The 26,317-nt window shown below is 71.4% G+C and carries 24 protein-coding genes and 1 riboswitch; of the genes, 21 read left to right on the forward strand and 3 right to left on the reverse strand.

The annotated features are described in order from the left end of the window. Positions 1-166 precede the first annotated feature (166 nt). A complete protein-coding gene (locus ACFVWY_RS16395) occupies positions 167-1,108 on the reverse strand; it encodes a cation diffusion facilitator family transporter (RefSeq protein ID WP_389872268.1) in 942 nt (313 codons plus the stop codon). A 437-nt stretch (positions 1,109-1,545) separates the two neighbouring features. Here ACFVWY_RS16395 and ACFVWY_RS16400 point away from each other — a divergent pair, with 437 nt between their 5' ends. From ACFVWY_RS16400 to ACFVWY_RS16485, 18 genes are all read left to right on the forward strand, one after another. Further along, positions 1,546-3,315, forward strand: coding sequence for a DUF5941 domain-containing protein (locus tag ACFVWY_RS16400; protein ID WP_389872460.1), 1,770 nt, complete (start codon positions 1,546-1,548; stop codon positions 3,313-3,315). Continuing rightward, positions 3,312-4,049 carry a sugar phosphate nucleotidyltransferase gene (locus ACFVWY_RS16405; RefSeq protein ID WP_389872271.1) on the forward strand — a complete coding sequence of 246 codons (738 nt, stop codon included), beginning with the start codon at positions 3,312-3,314 and terminating at the stop codon, positions 4,047-4,049. Before ACFVWY_RS16400 ends, ACFVWY_RS16405 begins: the two co-directional genes overlap by 4 nt. Further along, positions 4,037-5,098, forward strand: a complete 1,062-nt coding sequence (locus ACFVWY_RS16410; protein WP_389872273.1) for an iron-containing alcohol dehydrogenase family protein — start codon at positions 4,037-4,039, stop codon at positions 5,096-5,098. The genes ACFVWY_RS16405 and ACFVWY_RS16410 overlap by 13 nt, the downstream gene beginning before the upstream one ends. After that, the gene (locus ACFVWY_RS16415; protein ID WP_389872276.1) at positions 5,076-5,855 is read left to right on the forward strand and encodes a CDP-alcohol phosphatidyltransferase family protein; all 780 of its coding nucleotides are present in this window, start codon (positions 5,076-5,078) and stop codon (positions 5,853-5,855) included. The genes ACFVWY_RS16410 and ACFVWY_RS16415 overlap by 23 nt, the downstream gene beginning before the upstream one ends. Before the next feature lie 8 nt (positions 5,856-5,863). Next, positions 5,864-6,736, forward strand: a complete 873-nt coding sequence (locus ACFVWY_RS16420; protein ID WP_389872464.1) for a glycosyltransferase family 2 protein — start codon at positions 5,864-5,866, stop codon at positions 6,734-6,736. Positions 6,737-6,843: 107 nt separating this feature from the next. Further along, positions 6,844-7,773 carry an ABC transporter permease gene (locus tag ACFVWY_RS16425; RefSeq protein WP_389872278.1) on the forward strand — a complete coding sequence of 310 codons (930 nt, stop codon included), beginning with the start codon at positions 6,844-6,846 and terminating at the stop codon, positions 7,771-7,773. After that, complete coding sequence (locus tag ACFVWY_RS16430; RefSeq protein ID WP_389872281.1) at positions 7,766-8,551, forward strand: ABC transporter ATP-binding protein; 786 nt, start codon at positions 7,766-7,768, stop codon at positions 8,549-8,551. The genes ACFVWY_RS16425 and ACFVWY_RS16430 overlap by 8 nt, the downstream gene beginning before the upstream one ends. 444 nt (positions 8,552-8,995) lie before the next feature. Continuing rightward, complete coding sequence (gene hpnC / locus ACFVWY_RS16435; protein ID WP_389872284.1) at positions 8,996-9,907, forward strand: squalene synthase HpnC; 912 nt, start codon at positions 8,996-8,998, stop codon at positions 9,905-9,907. Between the two features lie 29 nt (positions 9,908-9,936). Further along, the gene (gene hpnD, locus ACFVWY_RS16440) at positions 9,937-10,857 is read left to right on the forward strand and encodes a presqualene diphosphate synthase HpnD (RefSeq protein ID WP_389872287.1); all 921 of its coding nucleotides are present in this window, start codon (positions 9,937-9,939) and stop codon (positions 10,855-10,857) included. A gap of 118 nt (positions 10,858-10,975) precedes the next feature. Further along, positions 10,976-12,364, forward strand: coding sequence for a hydroxysqualene dehydroxylase HpnE (gene hpnE, locus ACFVWY_RS16445; RefSeq protein ID WP_389872290.1), 1,389 nt, complete (start codon positions 10,976-10,978; stop codon positions 12,362-12,364). Continuing rightward, positions 12,361-13,464 carry a polyprenyl synthetase family protein gene (locus ACFVWY_RS16450; RefSeq protein ID WP_389872293.1) on the forward strand — a complete coding sequence of 368 codons (1,104 nt, stop codon included), beginning with the start codon at positions 12,361-12,363 and terminating at the stop codon, positions 13,462-13,464. Before hpnE ends, ACFVWY_RS16450 begins: the two co-directional genes overlap by 4 nt. Before the next feature lie 106 nt (positions 13,465-13,570). After that, complete coding sequence (gene shc, locus ACFVWY_RS16455; protein WP_389872296.1) at positions 13,571-15,571, forward strand: squalene--hopene cyclase; 2,001 nt, start codon at positions 13,571-13,573, stop codon at positions 15,569-15,571. Further along, complete coding sequence (locus tag ACFVWY_RS16460) at positions 15,571-16,230, forward strand: 1-hydroxy-2-methyl-2-butenyl 4-diphosphate reductase (RefSeq protein ID WP_389872298.1); 660 nt, start codon at positions 15,571-15,573, stop codon at positions 16,228-16,230. The genes shc and ACFVWY_RS16460 overlap by 1 nt, the downstream gene beginning before the upstream one ends. 5 nt (positions 16,231-16,235) lie before the next feature. Beyond that, positions 16,236-17,255 carry an adenosyl-hopene transferase HpnH gene (gene hpnH, locus ACFVWY_RS16465; RefSeq protein WP_389872300.1) on the forward strand — a complete coding sequence of 340 codons (1,020 nt, stop codon included), beginning with the start codon at positions 16,236-16,238 and terminating at the stop codon, positions 17,253-17,255. Positions 17,256-17,365: 110 nt separating this feature from the next. Then, positions 17,366-17,590 (forward strand): hypothetical protein, encoded by a 225-nt coding sequence (locus ACFVWY_RS16470; protein ID WP_389872303.1) that lies wholly within the window; start codon positions 17,366-17,368, stop codon positions 17,588-17,590. After that, a complete protein-coding gene (locus tag ACFVWY_RS16475) occupies positions 17,587-18,984 on the forward strand; it encodes an aspartate aminotransferase family protein (RefSeq protein ID WP_389872305.1) in 1,398 nt (465 codons plus the stop codon). The genes ACFVWY_RS16470 and ACFVWY_RS16475 overlap by 4 nt, the downstream gene beginning before the upstream one ends. A gap of 62 nt (positions 18,985-19,046) precedes the next feature. Then, positions 19,047-19,652, forward strand: coding sequence for a helix-turn-helix domain-containing protein (locus ACFVWY_RS16480; RefSeq protein WP_389872308.1), 606 nt, complete (start codon positions 19,047-19,049; stop codon positions 19,650-19,652). Between the two features lie 32 nt (positions 19,653-19,684). Next, a complete protein-coding gene (locus ACFVWY_RS16485) occupies positions 19,685-19,852 on the forward strand; it encodes a DUF6126 family protein (protein WP_389872311.1) in 168 nt (55 codons plus the stop codon). A gap of 10 nt (positions 19,853-19,862) precedes the next feature. On the opposite strand, the gene ACFVWY_RS16490 is transcribed toward ACFVWY_RS16485, so the two are convergent. After that, on the reverse strand, positions 19,863-20,675 hold the full coding sequence (locus ACFVWY_RS16490; RefSeq protein WP_389872314.1) for a tyrosine-protein phosphatase: 813 nt from the start codon (positions 20,673-20,675) through the stop codon (positions 19,863-19,865). Positions 20,676-20,900: 225 nt separating this feature from the next. Between ACFVWY_RS16490 and ACFVWY_RS16495 the strand changes: the two genes are divergently transcribed. The 3 genes from ACFVWY_RS16495 (at position 20,901) to ACFVWY_RS16505 (ending at position 25,371) form a co-directional block, all read left to right on the forward strand. Then, complete coding sequence (locus ACFVWY_RS16495) at positions 20,901-22,997, forward strand: alpha-galactosidase (RefSeq protein ID WP_389872316.1); 2,097 nt, start codon at positions 20,901-20,903, stop codon at positions 22,995-22,997. Positions 22,998-23,292: 295 nt separating this feature from the next. Further along, positions 23,293-23,449, forward strand: a riboswitch (cyclic di-AMP (ydaO/yuaA leader). A gap of 3 nt (positions 23,450-23,452) precedes the next feature. Beyond that, positions 23,453-24,358 carry a peptidoglycan DD-metalloendopeptidase family protein gene (locus ACFVWY_RS16500; RefSeq protein ID WP_389872319.1) on the forward strand — a complete coding sequence of 302 codons (906 nt, stop codon included), beginning with the start codon at positions 23,453-23,455 and terminating at the stop codon, positions 24,356-24,358. Positions 24,359-24,531: 173 nt separating this feature from the next. Beyond that, a complete protein-coding gene (locus ACFVWY_RS16505; RefSeq protein WP_389872321.1) occupies positions 24,532-25,371 on the forward strand; it encodes an SGNH/GDSL hydrolase family protein in 840 nt (279 codons plus the stop codon). Positions 25,372-25,439: 68 nt separating this feature from the next. On the opposite strand, the gene ACFVWY_RS16510 is transcribed toward ACFVWY_RS16505, so the two are convergent. After that, complete coding sequence (locus tag ACFVWY_RS16510) at positions 25,440-26,312, reverse strand: STM4011 family radical SAM protein (protein ID WP_389872324.1); 873 nt, start codon at positions 26,310-26,312, stop codon at positions 25,440-25,442. Between the last annotated feature and the right edge of the window lie 5 nt (positions 26,313-26,317).

Genomic DNA, 26,317 nt, shown 5'->3' on the forward strand with positions numbered 1-26,317 from the left:
CGTTGCGAGTCGGGCGCTAGCCGAGAACCCGGGAGATGAGGAAGGACCGGATGCTGCGCCGGGCAGGCGCCGTCGTGACGGTCATCAACCTCAGCTCCTCTCTCGTCTCACACACAGGAGGCCACCATGCCTCCGCGCGCACTCTACACGGCCTGCGGCACGGGGCTCAGTGGCAGAGTCTGGCCTCGTGCTCGGCGTGGCCGCTCGGCTCCAGCTGGAAGGTGCAGTGCTCCACGTCGAAGTGGGCGCCGAGGCAGCCCTGGAGTTCGTGGAGGAGCTTCTCGTGGCCGATGGAGTCCAGCGCGTCCTGGCGCACGACCACGTGGGCGGAGAGCACCGGCATGCCCGAGGTGATCGTCCAGGCGTGCAGGTCGTGGACGTCCAGCACGCCGGGCAGGGCGACGATGTGGGCCCGTACCTCCGCCATGTCGACCCCCTTGGGCGCGGACTCCAGCAGCACGTTGAGGGTCTCCCGGAGCAGCTTCACCGTACGCGGGACGATCATCAGGCCGATGACCAGCGAGGCGATCGGGTCGGCGGCCTGCCAGCCGGTGAGCAGGACGATCCCCGCCGAGACCAGCACCGCGACCGAGCCGAGCGTGTCCGCCATCACCTCCAGATAGGCGCCCCGCACATTGAGGCTCTCCTTCTGCCCGCGCATCAGCAGCGACAGGGAGATGATGTTGGCGGCCATGCCGACCAGCGCGACGGCGATGGCCAGCCCGCCCCTGGTCTCGGCCGGGGTGATGAAGCGCTCGACGGCTTCGAAGAGCAGGAAGCCGCCCACCCCGAGCAGCAGCAGACAGTTGGCCAGCGCGGCGAGGATCTCGGCGCGGGCGTAGCCGAAGGTGCGGTTCGGCCCGGCCGGCCGGTTGGCGAAGTGGATCGCCAGCAGTGCCATGCCCAGCCCCAGGGCGTCGGTCGCCATGTGGGCCGCGTCGGCGATCAGCGCGAGGGAATTGGCGAACAGGCCGCCGACGATCTCCACGGTCATCACGGTGAGTGTGATGCCGAGCGCGATCCGCAGCCGCCCCCGGTGGGCTGCCGCCGCCGTGCCGGTGGGCGGCGGGCCGCCGTGTGTGTGTCCGTGGTCGTGCCCTGCCCCCATGAGGAACGCCTCCCGGCCGTCTCGACACCCCGGACGCGGTCGGCCCGGGAGGCCCAGTGAACTACGGGTGGGGGGTATACGGCAACACGGTACTGAACACCGTTGTCATATGCTGTGACCTGCGGAAATGCTGGCAGGTCAGAGCGTTGGGGCCTGGCGGGGGAGGGGGCGGGGACCACCGCGTTTTGTCAGTGGAGGCGGCGATCGACGATGATGATCGCGGACGGCGTCGCAGGATGCCGGTCCGCCTCGAACAGAGCGCAAACGGTCAGTGAACTCGCGCTTCCGTTCATCCGATAGCCTCTGCCGACGTGCCGCCGGCCCGCATCAGGGCCGCACTGTCGCGCGCCGACTTCGCCAGCGCCAAGGAGTGAGTTCGTCTGTCGACCGCCATCCTCACCGGTGCACCGGTACCCGGGTCGTCGCTCACGGACGACCTGAGGTCACTCGGCTTCGACGTACAGATCGCCGCCGATGTGTCCGAGGCCGCACGGCTGCTCTCGGCCGTCCCCGCCGATCGCCGCGTCGCACTGGTGGACCCCCGCTTCGTCGGTCATGTCCACGCCCTCCGGCTCGGGCTGACCGACCCCCGCTTCCCCGCCGCCACCGTGCCCGGCGCGCTCACCGCGCAGCCCGAGGCACGCCCCGCGCTCGCCCGGGCCCTGGACACCACGGCCGAGGCCGTCGGCGCGGGCGTGCCCGTCGGCCCCGCCGACGTGGCGGTCACCGACCGCACCGTCCCCGGCCGGATCGCTCTCACCATGGACGCCGGGGGCACCGCGGTCCAGCGCCCCGAACTCGGCTCGCTGGTCGCCGCCGTACCTGCCGACGGCCACGCCCGTGACGCGGCGCGGCACGCCCGTGACGCGGTCGACGACGAAGCGGTACGGCTGCGCAGCGCGGTGAAGGCCCACGACGGCTTCTTCACCACGTTCTTCATCAGCCCGTACTCCCGCTACATCGCCCGCTGGTGCGCCCGCCGCGGCCTCACGCCCAACCAGGTCACCACCGCGTCCCTGCTGACCGCGCTCATAGCGGCCGGCAGCGCGGCCACCGGAACCCGCGGCGGCTACATCGCCGCCGGGCTGCTGCTGCTCTTCTCCTTCGTGCTCGACTGCACCGACGGGCAGCTCGCCCGCTACTCGCTCCAGTACTCCACGATGGGCGCCTGGCTCGACGCGACCTTCGACCGGGCCAAGGAGTACGCCTACTACGCGGGCCTCGCGCTCGGTGCCGCCCGCGGCGGCGACGACGTATGGGCGCTCGCCCTCGGCGCGATGGTGCTCCAGGCGTGCAGGCACGTCATCGACTTCTCGTTCAACGAGGCCAACCACGACGCGGTGGCCAACTCGAGCCCCACGGCAGCCCTCTCCACCAAGCTCGACAGCGTCGGCTGGACGGTCTGGCTGCGCCGCATGATCGTGCTCCCGATCGGTGAGCGCTGGGCGATGATCGCGGTCCTCACCGCCGTCACCACGCCCCGGACCGTCTTCTACGCCCTGCTCATCGGCTGCTCCTTCGCCGCCTGCTACACCACCGCCGGGCGGCTGCTGCGCTCGGTCACCCGCAAGGCACGGCGCACCGACCGCGCCGCCCAGGCCCTCGCGGACCTCGCCGACTCCGGCCCGCTGGCCGAGGCCGTGGCCGCGGTCGGGCCCCGGCTCGGAGGCAGCTGGAGCGCCCCGGTCACCGCCCTGCTCGCCGGTGCCCTGATGGTCGCGTCCGCGCTCACCCAGCCCTTCGGCAGCTGGCACACCATCCTGGCCGCGGTGGTCTACGCGATGTTCTCCGGCATGGCCGTCTCCCGCTCGCTCAAGGGCGCCCTCGACTGGCTGGTGCCCCCGGCGTTCCGGGCGGCCGAATACTGCACGGTGCTGATCCTCGCGGCCCGCAGCGAGGTCCCCGGCGCCCTGCCGGCGGCCTTCGGGCTGGTCTCGGCCGTCGCCTACCATCACTACGACACCGTGTACCGCATCCGCGGTGGCACCGGCGCACCGCCCCAGTGGCTGGTCCGCACGATCGGTGGGCACGAGGGACGCGTCCTGGCGGTGGCCGTACTCGCCGCCGTGTTCACCCAGCATCAGGCCTTCACCGCGGCACTCACCACGCTCGCCGTGGCGGTGGCCCTGGTGGTGCTCGTGGAGTCCATCCGCTTCTGGGTGTCCTCCGGAGCACCCGCCGTTCACGACGAAGGAGAACCCGCATGATCGGCCTCGTACTGGCAGCCGGTGCAGGACGGCGCCTGCGCCCCTACACCGAGACGCTTCCGAAGGCCCTCGTGCCTGTCGACGGCGAGAAGACCGTCCTGGACCTCACGCTGGCCAACTTCGCCGAGATCGGCCTCACCGAGGTCGCCGTCGTCGTCGGCTACCGCAAGGAGGCCGTGTACGCCCGCAAGGCCGAGCTGGAGGCCGCCTACGGCCTCAGCCTCACCCTGATCGACAACGACAAGGCCGAGGAGTGGAACAACGCCTACTCCCTGTGGTGCGCCCGTGAGGTCCTGGGCCGCGGCGTCATCCTGGCCAACGGCGACACCGTCCACCCGGTCTCCGTCGAGAAGACCCTGCTCGCCGCCCGCGGCGAGGGCCGCCGGATCATCCTCGCCCTCGACACCGTCAAGCAGCTCGCCGACGAGGAGATGAAGGTCGTCGCCGAGGACGGCAAGGGCGTGCGGCACATCACCAAGCTCATGGACCCCGCCGCCGCGACCGGCGAGTACATCGGCGTCACCCTCATCGAGCCCGAGGCCGCCGCGGAGCTGGCCGACGCCCTGAAGGCGACCTTCGAGCGTGACCCCGACCTCTACTACGAGGACGGGTACCAGGAGCTCGTGCACCGCGGCTTCACCATCGACGTGGCCCCCATCGGCGAAGTGACGTGGGTGGAGATCGACAACCACGACGACCTCGCGAAGGGCCGTGAGATCGCGTGCCAGTACTGACCCGGCTGATCCCGTCCCCGGTCGTCGTCGACATCCGTCGCGGCGCCCTGGACGATCTGGCCGGCCTCCTCGCCGACCAGCGGATCTCCGCCTCCGGCAAGCTGGCCGTCGCGATCAGCGACGGCTCGGGGCGCGCGCTGCGCGAGCGGCTGGAGCCCGCGCTGCCCGGCGCCGACTGGTACCCGGTGACCGACGGCACCCTCGACTCGGCGGTCAAGCTGGCCGACGACATCAAGGGCAACCGGTACGACGCCGTGGTCGGCCTCGGAGGCGGCAAGATCGTCGACGTGGCGAAGTACGCGGCGGCCCGGGTCGGCCTGCCCATGGTCGCCGTGGCGACGAACCTCGCCCACGACGGCCTGTGCTCGCCCGTCGCCACGCTCGACAACGACAACGGCCGCGGTTCCTACGGGGTGCCCACCCCGATCGCGGTGGTCATCGACCTCGGCATCGTCCGCCGGGCCCCGGCCCGCTTCGTGCGTTCCGGCATCGGCGACGCGGTCTCCAACATCTCCTGCGTGGCCGACTGGGAGCTCGCCCACGAGGTCACCGGCGAGGAGATCGACGGCCTGGCCGCCGCCATGGCCCGGCAGGCCGGCGAGGCCGTGCTGCGCCACCCCGGCGGGATCGGCGACGACGCCTTCCTCAAGGTGCTCGCCGAGGGCCTGGTGATGACCGGCATATCGATGTCCGTAGCCGGGGACTCCCGGCCGGCCTCGGGCGCCTGCCACGAGATCAACCACGCCTTCGACCTGCTGTACCCCCGGCGCGCGGCCAGCCACGGCGAGCAGGTCGGCCTCGGCGCCTGCTTCGCCATGCACCTGCGCGGCGCCCGCGAGGAGTCGCTGCTCATGGCGGCCACCCTGCGGCGCCACGGCCTGCCGGTCCGGCCCGACGAGATCGGCTTCAGCGCCGACGAGTTCGTCCGGGCCGTCGAGTACGCCCCGCAGACGCGCCCGGGGCGCTTCACCATCCTGGAACACCTCAACCTGTCCACCGACCAGATCAGGGACGCGTACGCCGACTATGCAAAAGCCATCGATAGCTGAACTCCGTCCGGTCGTGCACCCGCCGGGCGTGAAGGACCGGCGCAGCGGTGAGCACTGGGCTGGTCGGCTCTACATGCGCGAGATCTCGCTGCGCATCGACCGGCACCTGGTGAACACCCGGGTCACCCCGAACCAGCTGACCTACGTGATGACCATCGCCGGGGTGCTCGCCGCACCGGCCCTGCTCGTGCCCGGCATCCCCGGCGCACTGCTCGGCGTGCTCATGGTCCAGCTCTACCTCCTGCTCGACTGCGTCGACGGGGAGGTGGCCCGCTGGAAGAAGCAGTTCTCGCTGGGCGGCGTCTACCTCGACCGGGTCGGCGCGTACCTCTGCGACGCGGCCGTGCTGGTCGGCTTCGGCCTGCGCGCCGCCGACCTGTGGGGCACTGGGCGGATCGACTGGCTCTGGGCCTTCCTGGGGACGCTCGCGGCCCTCGGCGCGATCCTGATCAAGGCCGAGACCGACCTGGTCGGCGTCGCCCGTCACCAGGGCGGGCTGCCCCCGGTCAAGGAGGCCGCCTCGGAGCCGCGCTCCTCCGGGATGGCGCTCGCCCGCCGGGCCGCCGCCGCGCTCAAGTTCCACCGGCTGATCCTCGGGGTCGAGGCGTCCCTGGTCATCCTGGTGGCGGCCGTTCTGGACTCGGTCCGCGACGACCTCTTCTTCAGCCGCCTGATGGTCGCCGTGCTGGCCGGGATCGCGCTGCTGCAGACGCTGCTGCACCTGGTGTCGATCCTGGTGTCGAGCAGGCTGAAGTGAGCGCACCCATGAAACTCGGCGCGGTCATCATCACCATGGGCAATCGCCCCGAGGAGCTCCGTGCCCTCCTCGATTCGGTCTCCGCGCAGGAGGGCGACCGGATCGAGGTGGTGGTCGTCGGCAACGGCGCGCCCGTACCGGACGTCCCCGCGGGCGTGCGGTCCGTCGAGCTGCCGGAGAACCTGGGCATCCCCGGCGGGCGCAACGTCGGGATCGAGGCCTTCGGCCCGTCCGGCGCCGATGTGGACGCCCTGCTCTTCCTCGACGACGACGGACTGCTGCCGCGCACCGACACCGCCGAGCTGTGCCGCCGCGCCTTCGCGTCCGACCCCCGGCTCGGCATCATCAGCTTCCGGATCGCCGACCCGGACACCGGTGTCACCCAGCGCCGCCACGTGCCGCGGCTGCGCGCCTCCGACCCGATGCGCTCCTCCCGCGTGACGACCTTCCTCGGCGGCGCCAACGCCGTACGCACCAAGGTCATCGCCGAGGTCGGCCCGCTGCCGGGAGAGTTCTTCTACGCGCACGAGGAGACCGACCTCGCCTGGCGGGCGCTGGACGCCGACTGGATGATCGACTACCGCGCGGACATGGTGCTCAACCACCCCACGACCGCGCCCTCGCGGCACGCGGTCTACCACCGGATGGTGGCCCGCAACCGGGTCTGGCTGGCGCGCCGCAACCTGCCCGCCCCCCTGGTGCCGGTCTACCTCGGGGTGTGGCTGCTGCTGACCCTGCTCCGCAAGCCGTCCGGAGCGGCGCTGAAGGCGTGGTTCGGCGGCTTCCGGGAGGGCTGGTCCACCCCGTGCGGTACCCGCCGTCCGATGAAGTGGCGCACCGTATGGCGGCTGACCCGCCTCGGCCGACCTCCCGTGATCTGAGAGGTTCTCCTCTGAGAGCATGGGACGTACGTTTTCCCTGCGGGACCTGTCCGCTCCGAGCCGCGCCCGCGACTGGCTGCGCATCTTGAATACGAGAGTTTCATCTGGTGAGTGACACAACCCACGACGGTGCGGTCGCCCTGAGCACCCCGCCATCCGCCGACGACGGCCTGAGCCCGGCCGAGCTGGCCGCCAAGTACGGTCTGACGGTGAGCGGCGCCCGGCCGGGGCTCCTTGAGTACATCCGGCAGCTCTGGGGCCGGCGCCACTTCATCATGGCGTTCTCCAGGGCGAAGCTGACCGCCCAGTACAGCCAGGCGAAGCTCGGCCAGCTGTGGCAGGTGGCCACGCCGCTGCTCAACGCCCTGGTCTACTTCTTGATCTTCGGGCTGATCCTGGGCACCCGGAAGGGGATGACCCAGGAAGTCTTCATCCCGTTCCTGGTGACCGGGGTGTTCGTCTTCACCTTCACCCAGAGCTCCGTCATGGCCGGGGTGCGGGCCATCTCCGGAAATCTGGGACTGGTCCGCGCGCTGCACTTCCCGCGCGCGTCGCTGCCCATCTCGTTCTCGCTCCAGCAGCTCCAGCAGCTGCTGTACTCGATGATCGTGCTCGCGGTCGTGGCGGTCGCCTTCGGCAGCTACCCGGGTCTCTCGTGGCTGCTGATCATTCCCGCGCTGGTCATGCAGTTCGTCTTCAACACCGGCCTGGCGCTGATCATGGCCCGGCTCGGCAGCAAGACCCCCGACCTCGCCCAGCTGATGCCGTTCGTGATGCGGACCTGGATGTACGCCTCGGGCGTCATGTTCTCCATCCCCGTGATGCTCGCGGACAAGCCGGCCTGGATCGCCGATGTGCTCCAGTACAACCCGGCGGCCATCTACATGGACCTGATCCGCTTCGCGCTGATCGACGGCTACAGCTCCAGCAACCTGCCCGCGCATGTGTGGATCGTGGCGCTCGGCTGGTCGGTCCTCGTCGGGCTCGTGGGCTTCGTGTACTTCTGGAAGGCAGAGGAACGGTACGGCCGTGGCTGACGACAAGACCCAGGGACGCGTCCCCACCGTCATCGCCGACGACGTGCACATCGTGTACCGGGTCAACGGCACGGGCGGCGGCAAGGGAAGCGCCACCGCGGCGCTGAGCCGGATACTGCGCCGCGGCAAGGGCGAGCCCCGCGGGGTGCGCAAGGTCCACGCCGTGCGCGGTGTCACCTTCACCGCCTACCGGGGCGAGGCGATCGGCCTCATCGGCACCAACGGCTCCGGCAAGTCGACGCTGCTGCGGGCCATCGCCGGTCTGCTGCCGACCGAGCAGGGCAAGGTCTTCACCGACGGCCAGCCCTCGCTGCTCGGGGTCAACGCGGCGCTGATGAGCGATCTGACCGGTGAGCGCAACGTGGTCCTCGGCGGCCTCGCCATGGGCATGTCCCGCGAGGAGATCCGCGAGCGCTACCAGGGCATCGTCGACTTCTCGGGGATCAACGAGAAGGGCGACTTCATCACCCTGCCGATGCGTACGTACTCCTCCGGCATGGCCGCGCGGCTGCGCTTCTCCATCGCCGCCGCGAAGAACCACGACGTCCTCATGATCGACGAGGCGCTGGCCACCGGTGACCGCAAGTTCCAGATCCGCTCCGAGAAGCGCATCCGGGAGCTCCGCAAGGAGGCGGGCACCGTCTTCCTGGTCAGCCACAGCAACAAGTCCATCAGGGACACCTGCGACCGGGTGCTCTGGCTGGAGAAGGGCGAGCTCCTGATGGACGGTCCGACGGACGAGGTGCTCAAGGCGTACGAGCGCGAGACCGGCAAGTAGGGCCCCCGCCGCTCCGTGACGTCCCGACGGCCCCTGCCGGTCTTCCCGGCGGGGGCCGTCGTGGTGTCCGGATGCTGGACGGTGTCCGGGCCCGTGCACGCCCGGCGGTATGCCCCGCGCCGGATCTCGTCCCGTCGGATGACGTCAATTCCCTTGATCGGGTGGAAGGTTGGCGAGGCGGTGCACGGGGCGACGGGGCGCCTCGCACCCCGCCGTATGGATGAGCGTTGTACAACGTAAGCTGGACCGGTGCTGATTCGAGGCAAGTGGGGCGATAGCCCCTGGTGCACGGCCCGTAGACAGCGCTCCGCACTCGGCCGAGCGGGCGGCGTGTCCGGAATGGGATGTTTTGGGTCAGCGGTGTAGAACGGGAGATGTGGCGGCAATGACGGAAGATCTCCAGCTCCGGGGTGCTCACGCCGTCCCAGCACCGGGCGGCGACCGATGACCCGGACGTACGCCGACGACGTCGTGCCCAGCACCCTCGACAAGGCCGCGCACGAGAACTTCCCCGTAGCCCCCTTCTTCCTGCCCCGGGCCTGGCGCGACGACCTGATGGCCGTCTACGGCTACGCCCGGCTCGTCGACGACATCGGCGACGGCGACCTCGCCCCCGGTGGCGCGGACGCCCGGCACCTGGGCGTCGACCCCGCGCGGTCCTCGGACCGGCTCGCCATGCTCGACGCCCTGGAGGCCGACCTGCACCGGGTCTTCGGTACCTCCGGCGAGGCGCCGCGCCACCCCCTGCTGCGCGGCCTGCGCCCCACCGTGCGGCGCCGCGCCCTCACCCCGGAACCCTTCCTCGGCCTCCTGGAGGCGAACCGGCAGGACCAGAAGGTCCGCCGCTACGGGACGTACGAGGAACTCCTGGCCTACTGCGAACTGTCCGCCAACCCCGTGGGCCGGCTGGTGCTCCAGATCACCGGCACCGCCAGCCCCGAGCGCATCCGCCGCTCCGACGCGGTCTGCACCGGCCTGCAGATCGTCGAGCACCTCCAGGACGTCGCCGAGGACCTCGGCCGCGACCGGATCTATCTGCCCGCCGACGACATGGCGCGGTTCCGTGTCACCGAGGCCGACCTCGCCGCACCCTCGGCGAGCGCCTCGGTGCGCTCACTGGTCGCCTACGAGGCGGACCGCGCCCGCGAACTGCTGAACGAGGGCGCCCCCCTGGTGGGCAGCGTCGACGGCAGGCTCAAGCTGCTTCTCGCCGGGTTCGTGGCGGGCGGGCACGCCGCCCTGGCCGCGATCACGGCCGCCGGGTTCGATGTACTGCCCGGACCGCCCAAGCCCAGCAAGCCCGGACGGCTGCGCGAGGTGGGAGTTGTCTTGCGAAGAGCGCGTAGAGAGGGGTGAGCCGGACCGTGGAGGGACAGACGACGTACATGTCGGCACCGGTACAGGCCGCATACAGTTACTGCGAGGCGGTCACCGGACAGCAGGCACGTAACTTCGCCTACGGGATCAGGCTGTTGCCGGCCGAGAAGCGACAGGCCATGTCGGCGCTGTACGCCTTCTCCCGCCGGGTCGACGACATCGGCGACGGCGAGCTGGATCCGGAGACCAAGCGGACCCGGCTGGAGGGCACCCGTACCCTCCTGGACCGCATCCGGAACGGGGCGGTCGACGAGGACGACACCGACCCGGTGGCCGTCGCGCTCGCCGATGCCGCGCGCCGCTTTCCGCTGCCGCTCGGCGGGCTCGACGAGCTCATCGACGGCGTGCTGATGGACGTACGCGGAGCGACCTACGAGACCTGGGACGACCTCAAGGTCTACTGCCGCTGCGTCGCGGGCGCCATCGGCCGCCTCAGCCTGGGCGTCTTCGGGACCGAACCCGGCGCGCCGGGGGCCGAACGGGCCGCTGAGTACGCCGACACCCTCGGGCTCGCGCTCCAGCTGACCAACATCCTGCGCGACGTCCGCGAGGACGCGGGCAACGGGCGCACCTACCTGCCCGCCGACGACCTGGCCAAATTCGGCTGCTCGGCCGGTTTCCACCAGTCCGTACCCCCGCCCGGCGCCGACTTCGCGGGGCTGGTGCACTTCGAGGTACGGCGGGCCCGCGCCCTGTTCGCCGAGGGATACCGGCTGCTGCCCATGCTGGACCGGCGCAGCGGAGCCTGCGTGGCGGCCATGGCGGGCATCTACCGGCGGCTGCTCGACCGGATCGAGCGCGACCCCGGGGCGGTGCTGCGCGGCCGGGTCTCGCTGCCGGGCCACGAGAAGGCGTACGTCGCGGTCCGCGGCCTGTCGGGTCTCGACGCCCGGCACGTCTCCCGGCGTACGGCCAGGGGGCGTACCTGATGCGCCGTGAGGACATCTCGCGCACCATGTGCACCACGGAGATCCGATCGCGCCAGCGGTCAACCCCGTACCGGGGGAACGCGTCCCAGACTGAAGTGACCTGGTGGAAGGAGGACGCATGACGCACGACGCACCGGGCGCCGCCCGCGCGGTCGTGATCGGCGGCGGCCTCGCCGGCATCACCTCGGCCCTGCGCCTCGCGGATGCCGGGATCGACGTGACCCTGCTGGAGGGACGGCCCCGGCTCGGCGGCCTCGCCTTCTCCTTCCGGCGCGGCGAACTGACGGTCGACAACGGACAGCATGTCTACCTGCGCTGCTGCACCGCCTACCGCTGGTTCCTCGACCGTGTCGACGGAACCCGCCTCGCCCCCCTCCAGGACCGGCTGGACGTACCCGTCCTCGACGTCGGTCGGCCGTCGGGCCCCCGGCTCGGGCGGCTGCGCCGCAACGCCCTGCCGGTGCCCTTCCACCTCGCCGCCGGGCTGGCCGCCTACCCGCACCTCTCGCTCGCCGAACGGGCGAGCGTGGGCCGCGCCGCGCTGGCGCTCGGCCGCCTCGACCTGGACGACCCGGCCCTCGACACCATCGACTTCGGCAGCTGGCTCGCCCGGCACGGCCAGTCCCCGCGCACCATCGAGGCCCTCTGGGACCTGGTCGGCGTCGCCACGCTGAACGCCACCGCGCCCGAATCCTCGCTGGCGCTCGCCGCGAAGGTCTTCAAGACCGGGCTTCTCTCGGGGCCCGGCGCCGCTGACATCGGCCTGCCGCGCGTACCGCTGGGCGAGGTGCACGACACACTGGCGCGCACGGCACTGGACGCCGCCGGGGTCCGCACCGAACTGCGGACGAAGGCCACCGCCCTGACCCGTACGGCGGAGGGCGGCTGGAGCGTGGAGACCGGTGGGGAGCGGATCGGGGCGGACGCCGTCGTCCTCGCCGTCCCGCAGTACGAGACCCACGGACTGCTCCCCGAGGGCTCGCTCGACGCGCCTGACCGGCTGCTCTCCATCGGCACCTCGCCGATCCTCAACGTGCACGTCGTCTACGACCGCAAGGTGCTGCGCCGCCCGTTCTTCGCCGCGCTCGGCTCCCCGGTCCAGTGGGTCTTCGACCGTACGGACGCCTCCGGGCTCACCGGCCCCGGGCAGTACCTCGCGGTGTCCCAGTCCGCCGCGGGCGAGGAGATCGACTTGCCCGTGGCCGAACTGCGCGCCCGCTACCTGCCCGAACTGGAGCGGCTGCTGCCCGCCGCCCGCGGGGCGGGCATCCGTGACTTCTTCGTCACCCGGGAACGGGCGGCGACCTTCGCCCCCGCCCCGGGCGTGGGACGGCTGCGGCCGGGTGCCCGCACCCGCCTGCCGGGCCTCAGCCTGGCCGGCGCGTGGACGGACACCGGCTGGCCCGCCACGATGGAGGGCGCCGTCCGCAGCGGGTTCAGCGCGGCGGACGCCGCGCTCCGGGCGCTCGGCCGCACCCAAGAACATCCGCTGCAGGAGGCGGCATGAGCAGTACCACCGGAACAAGAGGAGAGTCAGTGACCCCGGCGAATCCGGCTTACGACACCGTGGCCGACACCACGGACGTCACCGCGCTTCTGGAGCGCGGACGAGCCCTTTCCGCTCCGGTGCTCCGGGCCGCCGTCGACCGGCTCGCACCGCCCATGGACACCGTCGCCGCCTACCACTTCGGCTGGATCGACGCCCATGGACACCCCGCCGAGAGCGACGGCGGCAAGGCCGTCCGTCCGGCCCTCGCGCTGCTGTCGGCGGAGGTCGCCGGAGCCGCCCCCGAGGCGGGCGTCCCCGGCGCCGTGGCCGTCGAGCTGGTGCACAACTTCTCGTTGCTGCACGACGACCTGATGGACGGCGACGAACAGCGCCGCCACCGCGACACGGTCTGGAAGGTGCACGGCCCCGCCCAGGCGATCCTGGTCGGCGACGCGCTCTTCGCCCTCGCGAACGAGGTCCTGCTGGAGCTCGGCACCGTCGAGGCGGGCCGCGCGACGCGCAGGCTGACCACCGCCAGCCGCAAGCTCATCGACGGCCAGGCGCAGGACATCTCGTACGAGCACCGCGAGCGGGTCACCGTCGAGGAGTGCCTGGAGATGGAGGGCAACAAGACCGGCGCCCTCCTGGCCTGTGCCTGCTCCATCGGCGCGGTGCTCGGCGGCGCCGACGACCGCACCGCCGACACCCTGGAGGCGTACGGCTACCACCTCGGTCTCGCCTTCCAGGCCGTCGACGACCTCCTGGGCATCTGGGGCGACCCCGAGTCCACCGGCAAGCAGACCTGGAGCGACCTGCGCCAGCGCAAGAAGTCGCTGCCGGTCGTCGCCGCGCTGGCGGCGGGCGGTCCGGCCTCGGAGCGGCTGGGCGAACTGCTCGCCGCCGATGCCAAGAGCAGCGATTTCGACAGCTTCTCCGAGGAGGAGTTCGCCGCCCGCGCGGCGCTCATCGAGGAGGCGGGCGGCCGCGACTGGACCGCTCAGGAGGCGCGTCGGCAGCACGCGGTCGCCATCGAGGCGCTGCACCGCGTCGACATGCCGCAGACCGTGCGGGCGCAGCTCACGGCGCTCGCGGACTTCGTGGTCGTACGAAAGAGATGATGACCATCTGCTCCATATGACTCGCAGTCGCCGGCCGGTGCCCGTACAAGGCACCGGCCGACGGAGACCCCAGCACAGCAGGACCGGACTGCACGAAGGGGAAGCCATGACAGCGACGACCGACGGAAGCACCGGGGCCGTGAACCCCCGAGCGGCCTCGGCCAGCAAGCCGACCGACACGACCATCGCCGCGGACGACGTGCTCGACGCCGCGCGGCGGGCCGCGGAACGCTCGGTGGAACACCTCCTCGGCCAACAGGACGAGCAGGGCTGGTGGAAGGGCGACCTGGCCACCAACGTCACGATGGACGCGGAAGACCTGCTGCTCCGCCAGTTCCTCGGCATCCAGGACCCGGACACGTTACGGGCGGCCGGCCGCTTCATCCGCGGCGAACAGCTCGGGGACGGCACCTGGGCCACCTTCCACGGCGGGCCGGGCGAACTCTCCACCACCATCGAGGCGTACGTGGCCCTGCGGCTGGCCGGGGACCGGCCGGACGAACCGCACATGGTCCGCGCCTCGGCCTGGATCAGAGAACAGGGCGGGATCGCCGCCTCCAGGGTCTTCACCCGGATCTGGCTGGCCCTCTTCGGCTGGTGGAAGTGGGACGACCTCCCGGAACTCCCGCCCGAGCTGATGTTCTTCCCGAAGTGGGCCCCGCTCAACATCTACGACTTCGGCTGCTGGGCCCGCCAGACCATCGTGCCGCTCACCATCGTCTCGGCGAAGCGGCCGGTCCGTCCGGCCCCCTTCCGGCTCGACGAACTGCACACCGACGCCCGTAACCCCAGTCCCTCGCGCCGTCCCGCACCGGCCGCCATCTGGGACGGCGTCTTCCAGCGCCTGGACAAGGCGCTGCACCTCTACCACCGGATCGCCCCGCGCGGACTGCGCCGGACCGCGATGAACGCCGCGGCCCGCTGGATCATCGAACGCCAGGAGAACGACGGCTGCTGGGGCGGCATCCAGCCCCCCGCCGTGTACTCCGTCATCGCCCTGCACCTGATGGGCTACGACCTCGACCACCCGGTGATGCGGGCCGGACTCGAATCACTCGACCGGTTCGCGGTGTGGCGCGAGGACGGCGCCCGGATGATCGAGGCCTGCCAGTCGCCGGTGTGGGACACCTGCCTCGCCACCATCGCGCTCGCCGACGCCGGGCTCAGCCCCGACCACCCCGCCCTGGTGAAGGCCGCGGACTGGATGCTCGACGAGGAGATCGCCCGGCCCGGCGACTGGGCGGTGCGCCGCCCCCGGCTCGACCCGGGCGGCTGGGCCTTCGAGTTCCACAACGACAACTACCCGGACATCGACGACACCGCCGAGGTGGTCCTCGCGCTGCGCCGGGTCCGCCACCCGGACCCGGCGCGCGTCGAGGCCGCGATCCAGCGCGGCGTGCGCTGGAGCGTGGGCATGCAGTCCCGCAACGGCGCCTGGGGTGCCTTCGACGCGGACAACACCAGCCCGTTACCCAACCGGCTGCCCTTCTGCGACTTCGGCGAGGTCGTCGACCCGCCGTCCGCCGATGTCACCGGGCACGTGGTGGAGATGCTCGCCGTCGAGGGACGGTCCGGCCACCCCGTCACCCGGCGCGGCATCCGGTGGCTGCTCGCCGAACAGGAGGACGGCGGCGCCTGGTTCGGCCGCTGGGGCGTCAACTACGTGTACGGCACGGGGTCGGTGGTCCCCGCGCTGGTGGCCGCCGGGCTTCCCGGGACGCACCCGGCGATCCGCCGCGCGGTCGGCTGGCTGGAGTCCGTGCAGAACGACGACGGCGGCTGGGGCGAGGACCTGCGCTCGTACCACGACGAGAAGTGGATCGGGCACGGCGCCTCGACGGCCTCCCAGACGGCCTGGGCGCTGCTGGCCCTGCTGGCGGCCGGGGAGCGCGACAGCGGGGCCGTACGGCGGGGCGTCCGCTGGCTCAGCGAGACGCAGCGGGCCGACGGGTCCTGGGACGAGCCGTATTTCACCGGCACCGGTTTCCCGTGGGACTTCTCCATCAACTACCACCTCTACCGCCAGGTCTTCCCGCTCACCGCACTCGGACGGTACGTGCACGGCGACCCGTTCGCCGACCGCGTGGCCGCTGTGAAGGGGGCCTGATGGCCGACGGGCCGGGTACGGCCGGCCCCGCCGCCCCGCTGCTGATCGCCTGCGCGCTCGGCATCGAGCGGTTCGCCCTGCGCAGCGGCCGGGCCAGGGCCGGGCCGCAGCCCGGCCCGGTCACCGTGCTCCGTACCGGCATGGGCCCCCGGGCGGCCGAGGAGGCCGTCGTACGGGCGCTCGGCCGGGACGGGACGGCCGGTGCGGCGGTCCTGGCCTCCGGCTTCTGTGCCGGGCTGCGGCCCGGTATGCGGCCCGGGGACCTGGTCGTCGCCGACGAGACCCGTGAGGACGGGGAATCGACGGCCTGCACCGGCACGGGCCTGCTCGTCGAGGCCCTGTCCAGGGCGGTGCCCGGCCGCACCGTCCACACCGGTCCGCTGACCGGCTCCGCCCATGTCGTACGCGGACACGAGCGGGCCGGGCTGCGGGCCACCGGAGCGATCGCGGTGGACATGGAGTCCGCCGCCACCCTGCGCACCGCTCTGCGCTCCGGGCCCCGCCCGGTTGCCGCCGTACGGGTGGTCGTGGATGCTCCGGAGCATGAGCTCGTTCGCATCGGCACGATACGCGGTGGAATATCGGCTTTCCGCGTTCTCCGTGCCGTCCTGCCTGCTTTCTACGAATGGCACCGATCTTTGCTGCTCCCCAGGAGGTGAGCCAGATGGCCATGCCGCTCCGTCAGTCCATCAAGGTTGCGACGTATCTCATCGAACAGAAGATCCGTAAGCGGGAGAAGTTCCCGCTCATTGTGGAACTGGAACCCTTGTTCGCCTGCAATCTCGCCTGCGAGGGCTGCGGAAAGATCCAGCATCCCGCCGGTGTGCTCAAACAGCGCATGCCGGTGGCGCAGGCGGTGGGCGCGGTCCTCGAATCGGGTGCCCCGATGGTCTCCATCGCGGGCGGCGAACCGCTCATGCACCCGCAGATCGACGAGATCGTCCGGCAGCTGGTGGCGCGCAGGAAGTACGTCTTCCTCTGCACCAACGCGATGCTGCTGCGGAAGAAGATCGAGAAATTCACGCCCTCGCCGTATTTCGCCTTCGCCGTCCATATCGACGGGCTGCGTGAGAGGCACGACGAATCCGTTGCCAAGGAAGGCGTGTTCGACGAGGCGGTGGCGGCGATCAAGGAGGCCAAGCAGCGCGGCTTCCGGGTCACCACGAACTCCACCTTCTTCAACACCGACACCCCCCAGACCATCATCGAGGTCCTCAACTACCTCAACGACGACCTGAAGGTCGACGAAATGATGATCTCGCCCGCCTACGCCTACGAGAAGGCACCCGTCCAGGACCACTTCCTGGGCGTCGAGCAGACCCGCGAACTCTTCCGCAAGGCGTTCGCGGGCGGCAACCGGGGCCGCTGGCGGCTGAACCACTCGCCGCTCTTCCTGGACTTCCTGGAGGGCAAGGCGGATTTCCCGTGCACCGCCTGGGCCATTCCGAACTACTCGCTGTTCGGCTGGCAGCGGCCCTGCTACCTGATGAGTGACGGCTACGTACCGACGTACCGTCAGCTGATCGAGGAGACCGACTGGGACAAGTACGGCCGGGGCAAGGACCCGCGCTGCGACAACTGCATGGCGCACTGCGGCTACGAGCCCACCGCGGTCCTTGCCACCATGGGGTCGCTGAAGGAGTCCCTGCGCGCGGCGCGCGAGACCGTCTCCGGGAACCGCTGACGTCAGGACCGCAGGTGAGCCGGTGGCCCGGGACTGCCCGGGTCACCGGCCCCGGCGGCGTTGCCGGACGAGGCCGGCCGCCGGGACAAGACCAGAGAGGGGGACCGGGCGTGACGATCCTGGAGGACATCCGGGGGCCGCGCGACCTCATGGCGCCGAACGGAGCACAACCCGGCGAACCGGCCGATGACACCGGGAAGTTCCTCGTCAAGGCGGTCGCCGGGACCGGCGGCCGTCTGGGGCCCGGCTCCCGGACGGCGGAACTCTCCGCCGCCCCGCACCGTGCGTCCGGCCCGCCCGCCGGGCGCCCCAGGAACGAGGAGAGCGGGCAATGACCGACGACCGGCCCGAGGGCTTCGACCTGGCCCGGCTCCTCGCCGAGCGCGGCGCCGAGCGCTATGAGCTGCACACCCGGCATCTCAACCACCAGTTGCCCCGGATGCTGCACACCATCGGCTTCGACAAGGTCTACGAACGGGCCGAGGGCGCCCACTTCTGGGACGCGGAGGGCAACGACTACCTCGACATGCTCGCCGGTTTCGGCGTGATGGGCCTCGGGCGGCACCATCCGGTCGTACGCAAGGCGCTGCACGACGTGCTGGACGCCTCGCTGGCCGACCTGACCCGGTTCGACTGCCAGCCGCTGCCCGGTCTGCTGGCCGAGAAGCTGCTCGCGCACAGCCCGCACCTGGACCGGGTCTTCTTCGGCAACAGCGGCACCGAGGCGGTCGAGACGGCCCTGAAGTTCGCCCGCTACGCCACCGGCAGACCTCGCGTCCTGTACTGCGCCCACGCCTTCCACGGGCTGACGACCGGCTCCCTCTCGGTCAACGGGGAGAACGGCTTCCGGGACGGCTTCGCGCCTCTGCTCCCGGACACCGCCATCGCGCTGGGCGATCTCGACGCGCTGCGGCGCGAGCTGAAGCGCGGTGATGTGGCGGCGCTGGTCGTGGAGCCGATCCAGGGCAAGGGGGTCCACGCCGCACCCCCCGGCTTCCTGCACGAGGCCCAGGAACTGCTGCACCGGCACAAGGCGCTGCTCATCGCCGACGAGGTGCAGACCGGCCTCGGCCGCACCGGTGACTTCTACGCGTACCAGCACGAGGAGGGCGTCGAGCCCGATCTGGTCTGTGTCGCGAAGGCGCTCTCCGGCGGATACGTGCCGGTCGGCGCGACTCTGGGCAAGGACTGGATCTTCCGCCGTGTCTACTCCTCGATGGACCGGGTCCTCGTGCACTCCGCGAGCTTCGGCTCCAACGCCCAGGCGATGGCGGCCGGGCTCGCGGTGCTCGCGGTGATGGAGGACGAGGGCACCGTCGGCCACGCGCGCCGCACCGGCGACCTGCTGCGGGAGCGGCTGACCGCCCTGGTCGGCCGGTACGAGCTGCTGCACGAGGTGCGCGGACGCGGGCTGATGATCGGCATCGAGTTCGGCAGGCCGTCCTCCCTGAAACTGCGCAGCCGCTGGACGATGCTCCAGGCGGCCCGCAAGGGTCTGTTCGCGCAGATGGTCGTGGTGCCGCTGCTCCAGAAGCACCGCATCCTCACCCAGGTCTCGGGCGACCACCTGGAAGTGATCAAGCTGATCCCGCCGCTGGTGGTCGACGAGGCGGATGTCGGCCGCTTCGTCACGGCGTTCACCGAGGTGATGGACGACGCACACGGCGGGGGTGGGCTGATGTGGGACTTCGGGAGGACACTGGTGAAGCAGGCGGTCGCCAACCGCTGAGGGATTTTGCCTGAGAGGTAAGAAATTTGCCTCTGAGGCAGGTCACCTGGCCCAATGGGTACATGAATCCTCCAGACGGAGGGGTGGCCGAGGAGCTGCCCGGGGTCGCGCCCCGCTTGCGCGACCTGCGCAGAAGCCGCGGTCTCACCCTGGAGAGCGCCGCCCAGCGGGCCGGGCTCTCACCAGCCCATCTCTCCCGGCTCGAAACGGGCCGCCGCCAGCCTTCGCTGCCGATGCTCCTGGGCCTCGCCCGGATCTACGGAACGACGGTCTCCGAGCTTCTGGGCGAGATGCCGCCGGAACGCGACGCGATCATCCGGGGCGGATCGTACGAGGGGGCCGAGGCCGACGGCTGGATGTACCGGCGGGCCGGTGGCTCCGGCAGGGCCATGCAGGCCCTCCGGGTCCGGGTTCCGCACGGTGCGCAGAGCGATCTCGTACGGGTCCACCCCGGCGAGGAATGGCTCTACGTGCTGGCCGGGCACCTCCGCGTCTGGCTCGGGGACACCGTGCACGACCTCGCCCCCGGTGACAGCGCGCACTTCGACTCCCTCACCCCGCACCGGATCACGGCCGCCGACCGTGAGGGTGCCGAGCTCCTCTTCGTCCACACCCTGCTGCAGAGCCCCGCCGCCGAGCTGTGCCTCGGCAGCGCCATCCACCACTGAGACCTGTCTTCCGGTCGCCAGAGAGGACCGTCATGTCCGATTCAGAGAACTACGACCCGCTCGGTTCCAGCAAGCACTACGAGGCCCAGGAGCGGAAGTTCCCGCGCGGCATCGTGATCCGGCTCATCGCCTATCTCGTCGCCGGCCACGTCGTCGCCGCCTTCCTCTACCTGCTGTTCGAGGTGGCCGGCAAGGGCTGACCGCCCCCGGTCACGCGCGGTCGAGGAGCCGGTCGCGCAGCAGTTCACGGGTCTCGGGAGCGAGACCGAGACCCTCCAGGAGGTAGCGCTCCGTGCTGCCCCAGGTCTCCTCGATGGTGGCGAAGGCCGCCGCGAGGTACACGGCGTGGGCGCCGAAGAGCGGGTTCAGCAGCTCCATCACCTCGGGCGACATCCCGGCGGCCGAGGTGTCGCTGCGGCGCACCCGGTAGCGGCGGTGCGCGTCGTTCGACTTCAGGTAGTCGGCCTCGATGGCCTCGCGCTCGACCCCGACGGCCAGCAGTGACACCGCGATCGACAGCCCGGCCCGGTCCTTCCCCGCCGCGCAGTGCATCAGCGCGGGCACACTGTCCTCGGCCAGCGCGTGCAGCACCCGGCTGTGCTCGGCGGTACGTTCCCGGATGATCGAACGGTACGAAGCGATCATCCGGTTCGTTCCCCTGCCGTCACCGAGTATGGAGCGCAGCTGCTCCATGTCGCCGTCCCGGACCATGCGCCAGAACTCCGCTCCGTCGGCCGGGTCGGAGAGCGGGATGCTGATGTTGCGCACCCCCGGCAGCTCCACGTCCAGGCCGTCGAGGCGGCGGTCGGCCGCATTGCGGAAGTCGAAGACCGTGTGAAGACCCAGCCCGTCCAGGAAAGCGGCGTCCTCGGCGGTGGCGTGCGCCAGGTGGCCACTGCGGAAGAGCCGCCCGTACCGCACCCGCCGGCCGTCCACGGTGGGCAGCCCGCCCACGTCGCGGAAGTTGCGGACCCCCGCCAGCTCGGGCTCCGCCGACGGGACCTGGGGCGACTGCTGCGTCACGGTGACTCCTGGAAGCTCCGGCGCCGACGCCGGTCGTCGGCGGTACGACTGCCGCGACGATACGACATTGATTCCTCAGGCAATCATCCCGGCTCCGCCCTGTCGATACCCGGGCGAACTCCGGTTCGCGGCGTCCCTCCGGCCCGGCGCGACGCGTCAGGCACCGTTGCCCACGCCCCCTCCGCGGTCGATGATGTGCGGAACTGTCGGAAATTGGGGGCGCACATGATCGAGACAGGCCGTACCGGCCGTACTTGGCTGCTCACCGGCGAGAACAGCGGCTACGCACTGGCACTGACCGGACAGGACGAGCTGCTCCATCTGCACTGGGGGCCGAGGATCACCCTTGCCGCCGCCGAGTCACTGGCCGAGGCGCCGGACCTGCCCTTCCGGTCCTTCGAATCCCCCCTCGACGGTCATGAGGAATACCCGGTGGAGGGCGGCCCCCGGTTCGTCCGCCCCGCGCTCAGCGTCCGCACCCCGCTCGTCCGCGGCACCGAGTGGGCCTTTCACGCCGCCGTGACCGAGGGCGACGAACTGCGGATCGGCTTCACCGATGCCGTGCACCGCCTCTCCCTGACCCTGCACTACCGGATGAGGGACGATTCCGACGTCGTGGAGCGCTGGGCCACCGTCACCCACACCGGTCCGGACGGCCCGCCGCTGGAACTGCTGCGCGCCGACGCGGCCGCCTGGTCGCTGCCCGCCCGCGACGGCTGGCGGCTGAGCCGGCTGCACGGCCGCTGGTCGGCCGAGACCCGGATCGAGCGCGCGGAACTGCTCCACGGCGAGGGCGTCATCTCCAGCAGGCGCGGCCACACCGGCCACCAGTACCTCCCGTGGGCCGCGCTGGACGCCGACGGCGCGGCCACCGAGGAGAGCGGGGAGGTCTACGGCTGCGCGCTCGGCTGGTCCGGCTCCTGGCGGATCAGCGTGCAGCGGCTGCCCGACGGACTCGTGCAGATCACCGGCGGCGCCGGGCATGACGAATCCGGGCTGCTCCGGCTCGCCCCGGGGGAGTCGTACACCACCCCCGTGTTCGCCGGGCTCTGGAGTGACGGTGGCTTCGGCGGGGCCAGCCGGGCCTGGCACGCCTGGCAGCTGGCTCATGTCATCCCGGACGCGCGGAGCCTGCGGCCGGTGCTCTACAACTCCTGGGAGGCGACCGGCTTCGCCATCTCGCTGGACCAGCAGCGTGCCCTCGCCCGGCGCGCCGCGGCGATGGGCGTCGAGCTGTTCGTGGTGGACGACGCCTGGTTCGGGCGGCGGACCAGCGACCGGGCCGGGCTCGGTGACTGGACCCCCAATCCGGACCGCTTCCCCGGCGGGCTGAAGCCGCTCGCCGACGAAGTGCACGGGCTCGGCATGCGGTTCGGTATCTGGGTCGAACCGGAAATGGTCAACCCTGACAGCGACCTCTACCGCGCGCACCCCGACTGGGTCCAGCACGTCCCCGGCCGGGCCCGGACGGAGTACCGCAACCAGCTGGTGCTCAATCTGGCCCGGCCCGATGTCCAGGAGTACCTCTGGGAGCGGCTGCACGCGCTGCTCTCCGGCACCCCCGTCGACTACGTGAAGTGGGACTTCAACCGCTGCTTCACCGACCCGGGCTGGCCCGGTGAGGAGTATCCCCAGAAGATCTGGACCGCCCATGTGGACGCCCTGTACGCGCTGATCGACCGGCTCAGGGCCGCCCACCCCGCCGTTGCCTTCGAGTCCTGCTCGGGCGGGGGCGGCCGGATCGACCTGGGCATCCTGTCCCGTACCGACCAGGTGTGGACCTCCGACAACACCGACCCGCTCGACCGGCTCGCCATCCAGGAGGGCTTCGGGCACCTCCACCCGGCCCGGGTGATGGCCGCCTGGGTCACCGACAGCCCGAACCGCCAGCTCAACGGCAGGGTCAGCTCGCTGCGATTCCGCTTCGTGAGCGCCATGGCCGGGGTGCTCGGCATCGGCGGGAACCTCACCGAATGGAGCGAGCAGGAGCTGACCGAGGCGCGCGGCTGGGTGGACCTCTACAAGGAGATCCGCCCCGTGGTGCAGCACGGGGCGCTGTACCGGCTGCGCGAGCCGCGCGGCGGACTCAGCGCGGTCCAGTACGTCCTCGGCGAGGAGGCCGTGGTCCTGATGTGGCTGGAGGCCCAGCGGTACGGGGAACGCCCCCCGGCCCTGCGGCTGCGCGGGCTCGACCCCGCGGCCGTGTACACCTGCCGGGAGACCGGGGCGGTCCACCACGGCTCGGTGCTGCTGCACCAGGGGCTGCACACCGGGCTCCGGGGCGATCTCGACGCGCGGGTGCTGCGCCTGCGACGGAGCTGAGCACCCGAGGTGTCCGTAATGCGCACTTTTTCCTAACATCGCCTGCTTGTAAGGGAGATGGCCGGCGTCCCGTGAGCGGGATCATATTCGTGACGGTGTGTGGCGGCGGCCCCGGCGGGCATTCCGTACCCGGTGCGGAATGACAAGATCCGTAATCCACGGAGGGTGACCGGAATTCCGCGCCGAATTCCCGGAACGGAATACCGGGGTGGAACCTGCCGCTTGTTCTCGCCGTCCCGGCTCGCTTACGGTCACCGTCATTCCGGACGGTCCGCCCAATCCTGCCGCCGACCGGAATTCACATCCACTTATCGCGTGGCAGGAGCGGGGGAACCAGGTAGGCCGCCGACCGGGGAAATCCGGCCGGCTAGGGGTGAAGTCGCACGTGGTGCGGCCGGGCATCTCCAGCCCGAACCCGACAGCTCACCTCGCAGGCGCCGGAGAGGACAGACGCCATGCCCAACACGGGTAAGCACCGCCGTACCAAGATCGGCCCCATCGCCCGCGGCATCGCCGCGGTCGGCACCGGTGGCGCCGTCATCGCACTGCCGCTGCTCGGCGCCACCGGCGCCCACGCCGCGGAGCAGTCGGCCCCGGCCGCCGCGCCGGAGCGGGCCGCCACCGCGCACACCGCGCCGAAGTCCGCCCCGAAGGCCGCGCCCGCCACGTACTCCGTCGTGTCCGGCGACTACCTGTCGAAGATCGCCGCCGAGCACCAGGTCAAGGGCGGCTGGCAGAAGCTGTACCAGGACAACCGCGAGGTCGTCGGCGAGAACCCGGGCCTGATCTTCCCCGGCATGAAGCTGACCCTCTCCGCGGCGACCGCGGCCAAGGCCGCACCCGCCGGCGCCGGCGCCGGTTCCGCCCTGCCGTCGAAGGCCCTCGCCCCGGCCGCCGAGAAGCCGGCTCCGGCCGAATCCGCCGCTGAGGAGGCCCCGGCCGCCGAGAGCACCGCTTCCGGCTACGCCCACCCGGTCCCCGGCAACCACACCACCAATTACCGGGCCTCCGGCTCCAACTGGTCCAGTGGCAGCCACACCGGTATCGACTTCCCCGTCGGCACCGGTACCGGCGTCAAGGCCATCACCTCCGGCACCGTCGTCGCCGCCGGCTGGGGCGGTGCCTACGGCAACCAGATCGTCGTCAAGCACGCCGACGGCCACTACTCGCAGTACGGCCACCTGTCCTCCCTGTCCGTCTCGGCGGGCCAGGCCGTGAGCGTCGGCCAGCAGGTCGGCCTCTCCGGCGCCACCGGCAACGTCACCGGCCCGCACCTGCACTTCGAGGTGCGCACCGGCCCGGAGTACGGCTCGGACATCGACCCGATCGCCTTCCTGGCCTCGCACGGTATCCACGTCTGAGCGTGACCTGAGGGGCGTGACCTGAGGGAACCGAAGGGGCGGTGCGCGGTGGCGCACCGCCCCTTCCGGCTATTCCCTCTTTGCCAAAAACTGACCGGGTGGTCTATCTCACCACCCGTCAACCCTTTATTACGGTCGCGTAGGTCACATTCGGCAGTGCAGGATAAGCGCTTGTGGCAGACGATTCGAGAAATATGCAACGTGGCGTCATCAACCGGCAGGGCGTCATCGGGTCGTACGCGGCGATCGGCGACAGCTTCACCGAGGGAGTCGGTGACCCCGGCCCGGACGGCACCTTCGTCGGCTGGGCGGACCGATTCGCGGTACTTCTCGCGGACCAGCTTCCGGACCCCGGCGCGGCGCTCGACGCCGGAGATTACGCGGAATTCAGATACGCCAATCTCGCCGTACGCGGACGCCTCCTCGACCAGATCGTCGAGGAGCAGGTGCCGCGCGCCAAGGAGCTCGCCCCCGACCTGGTGAGCTTCTGCGCGGGCGGCAACGACATCATCCGGCCCGGCACCGACCCCGACGACGTGGCCGAACGCTTCGAGCGCGCCGTCGCCGAGCTCACCGGGGCGGTGGGCACGGTCATGGTCACCACCGGCTTCGACACCCGGGACATTCCCGTGCTGCGCCATCTGCGCGGCAAGATCGCCACGTACACCGCCCATGTACGGGCCATCGCCGACCGCTACGACTGCCCGGTCCTGGACCTGTGGTCGCTGCGGTCCGTCCAGGACCGGCGCGCCTGGGGTGACGACCGGCTCCACCTGTCGCCCGAGGGACACACCAGGGTCGCGCTGCGCGCCGCCCAGGTCCTCGGCATCGACGTACCGGCCGACCCCGACCAGGAATGGCCCCCGCAGGCCCAGCGCGGCACCCTGGAGGTGCGGCGCGACGACATCCACTGGGCGCGCGAGCACCTGGTGCCGTGGATCGGGCGGCGGCTGCGGGGCGAGTCCTCCGGCGACCACGTCGAGGCCAAGCGCCCCGACCTGCTGCCGCTGTAGAGCCCCCGAGGCTACGCGGCGGAGCCCCCTGTGAAGCACCGCCGCTGCCCGGCGGACGTGGCCGGACCTCAGCCACGCCCGCCGGGCAGCGGCGGTGAGGCGGGTATCCGCTCCAGCACGCCGCCCGCGAAGACGTCGTACAGCGGCAGCGTCTCCAGATGCACATAGCCGATGTGGCAGTCGCAGACCGCCAGGGGGCAGGCGCGCGGCCCCAGCGCCCGCCGGTAGCTACCGTCGTAGAGATTGCCCAGCCGCGCGGGCACGAAATGACAGCGCCGCACGGTGCCCTCGCCGTCCACCGAGATCACCGACTCGCCGGTCCGGCACGGCAGACCGGCCGAACGGTGCGGGTGCCTGCTGTACGGGAAGAGCGGATCGACGGCCGTCCAGAGTTCCGCCTCCGCGTCGGTGTAGCTGTGGCCCTCCGCCGCGTTCACCCAGAGATAGACCTCGTCGGGCAGTGCGGCGCGCAGCCGCCTCGCCTCCTCCAGGTGGGCGTCCAGCCCGACGACACCGACACTGTGCCGGACCCCGAGCGCGCTCAGCTCCCGGCACTTGGCCAGGAACCGCTCGTACGGCGTCTGCCCTGGGTGGTACGTGCACCACAGGGCGATCTTCTCCCGGCCCGCGCCCGCCTCGGCCAGCCATCCCGTACGGGTGCTCAGATTGGTCTGGATCGCCACCCGGCGGATGTGCGGCAGCTGCGCCAGCTCCACCAGGGCCCGGCGGTACCAGGAGCGGACCAGGCCCTCGCCCCACGGTGTGAACAGCACCGAGATCCGGTCGCCGGTCTGCGCCGCGGCCCACGCCGTGAACCGCTCCAGCGCGGCCCGGTCGGCCCGCAGCTGCTCCCGGCTGTCGCGCCGCTTGGCGAACGGACAGTACGGACAGTCGTAATCACAGGAGGCCAGCGGGCCCCGGTACAGGATCGTCAGGTCCATCGCCG

Origin of the sequence: Streptomyces sp. NPDC058195, from assembly GCF_042883525.1 — a bacterium.
In the GTDB taxonomy this organism is placed as follows: Bacteria; Actinomycetota; Actinomycetes; order Streptomycetales; family Streptomycetaceae; genus Streptomyces.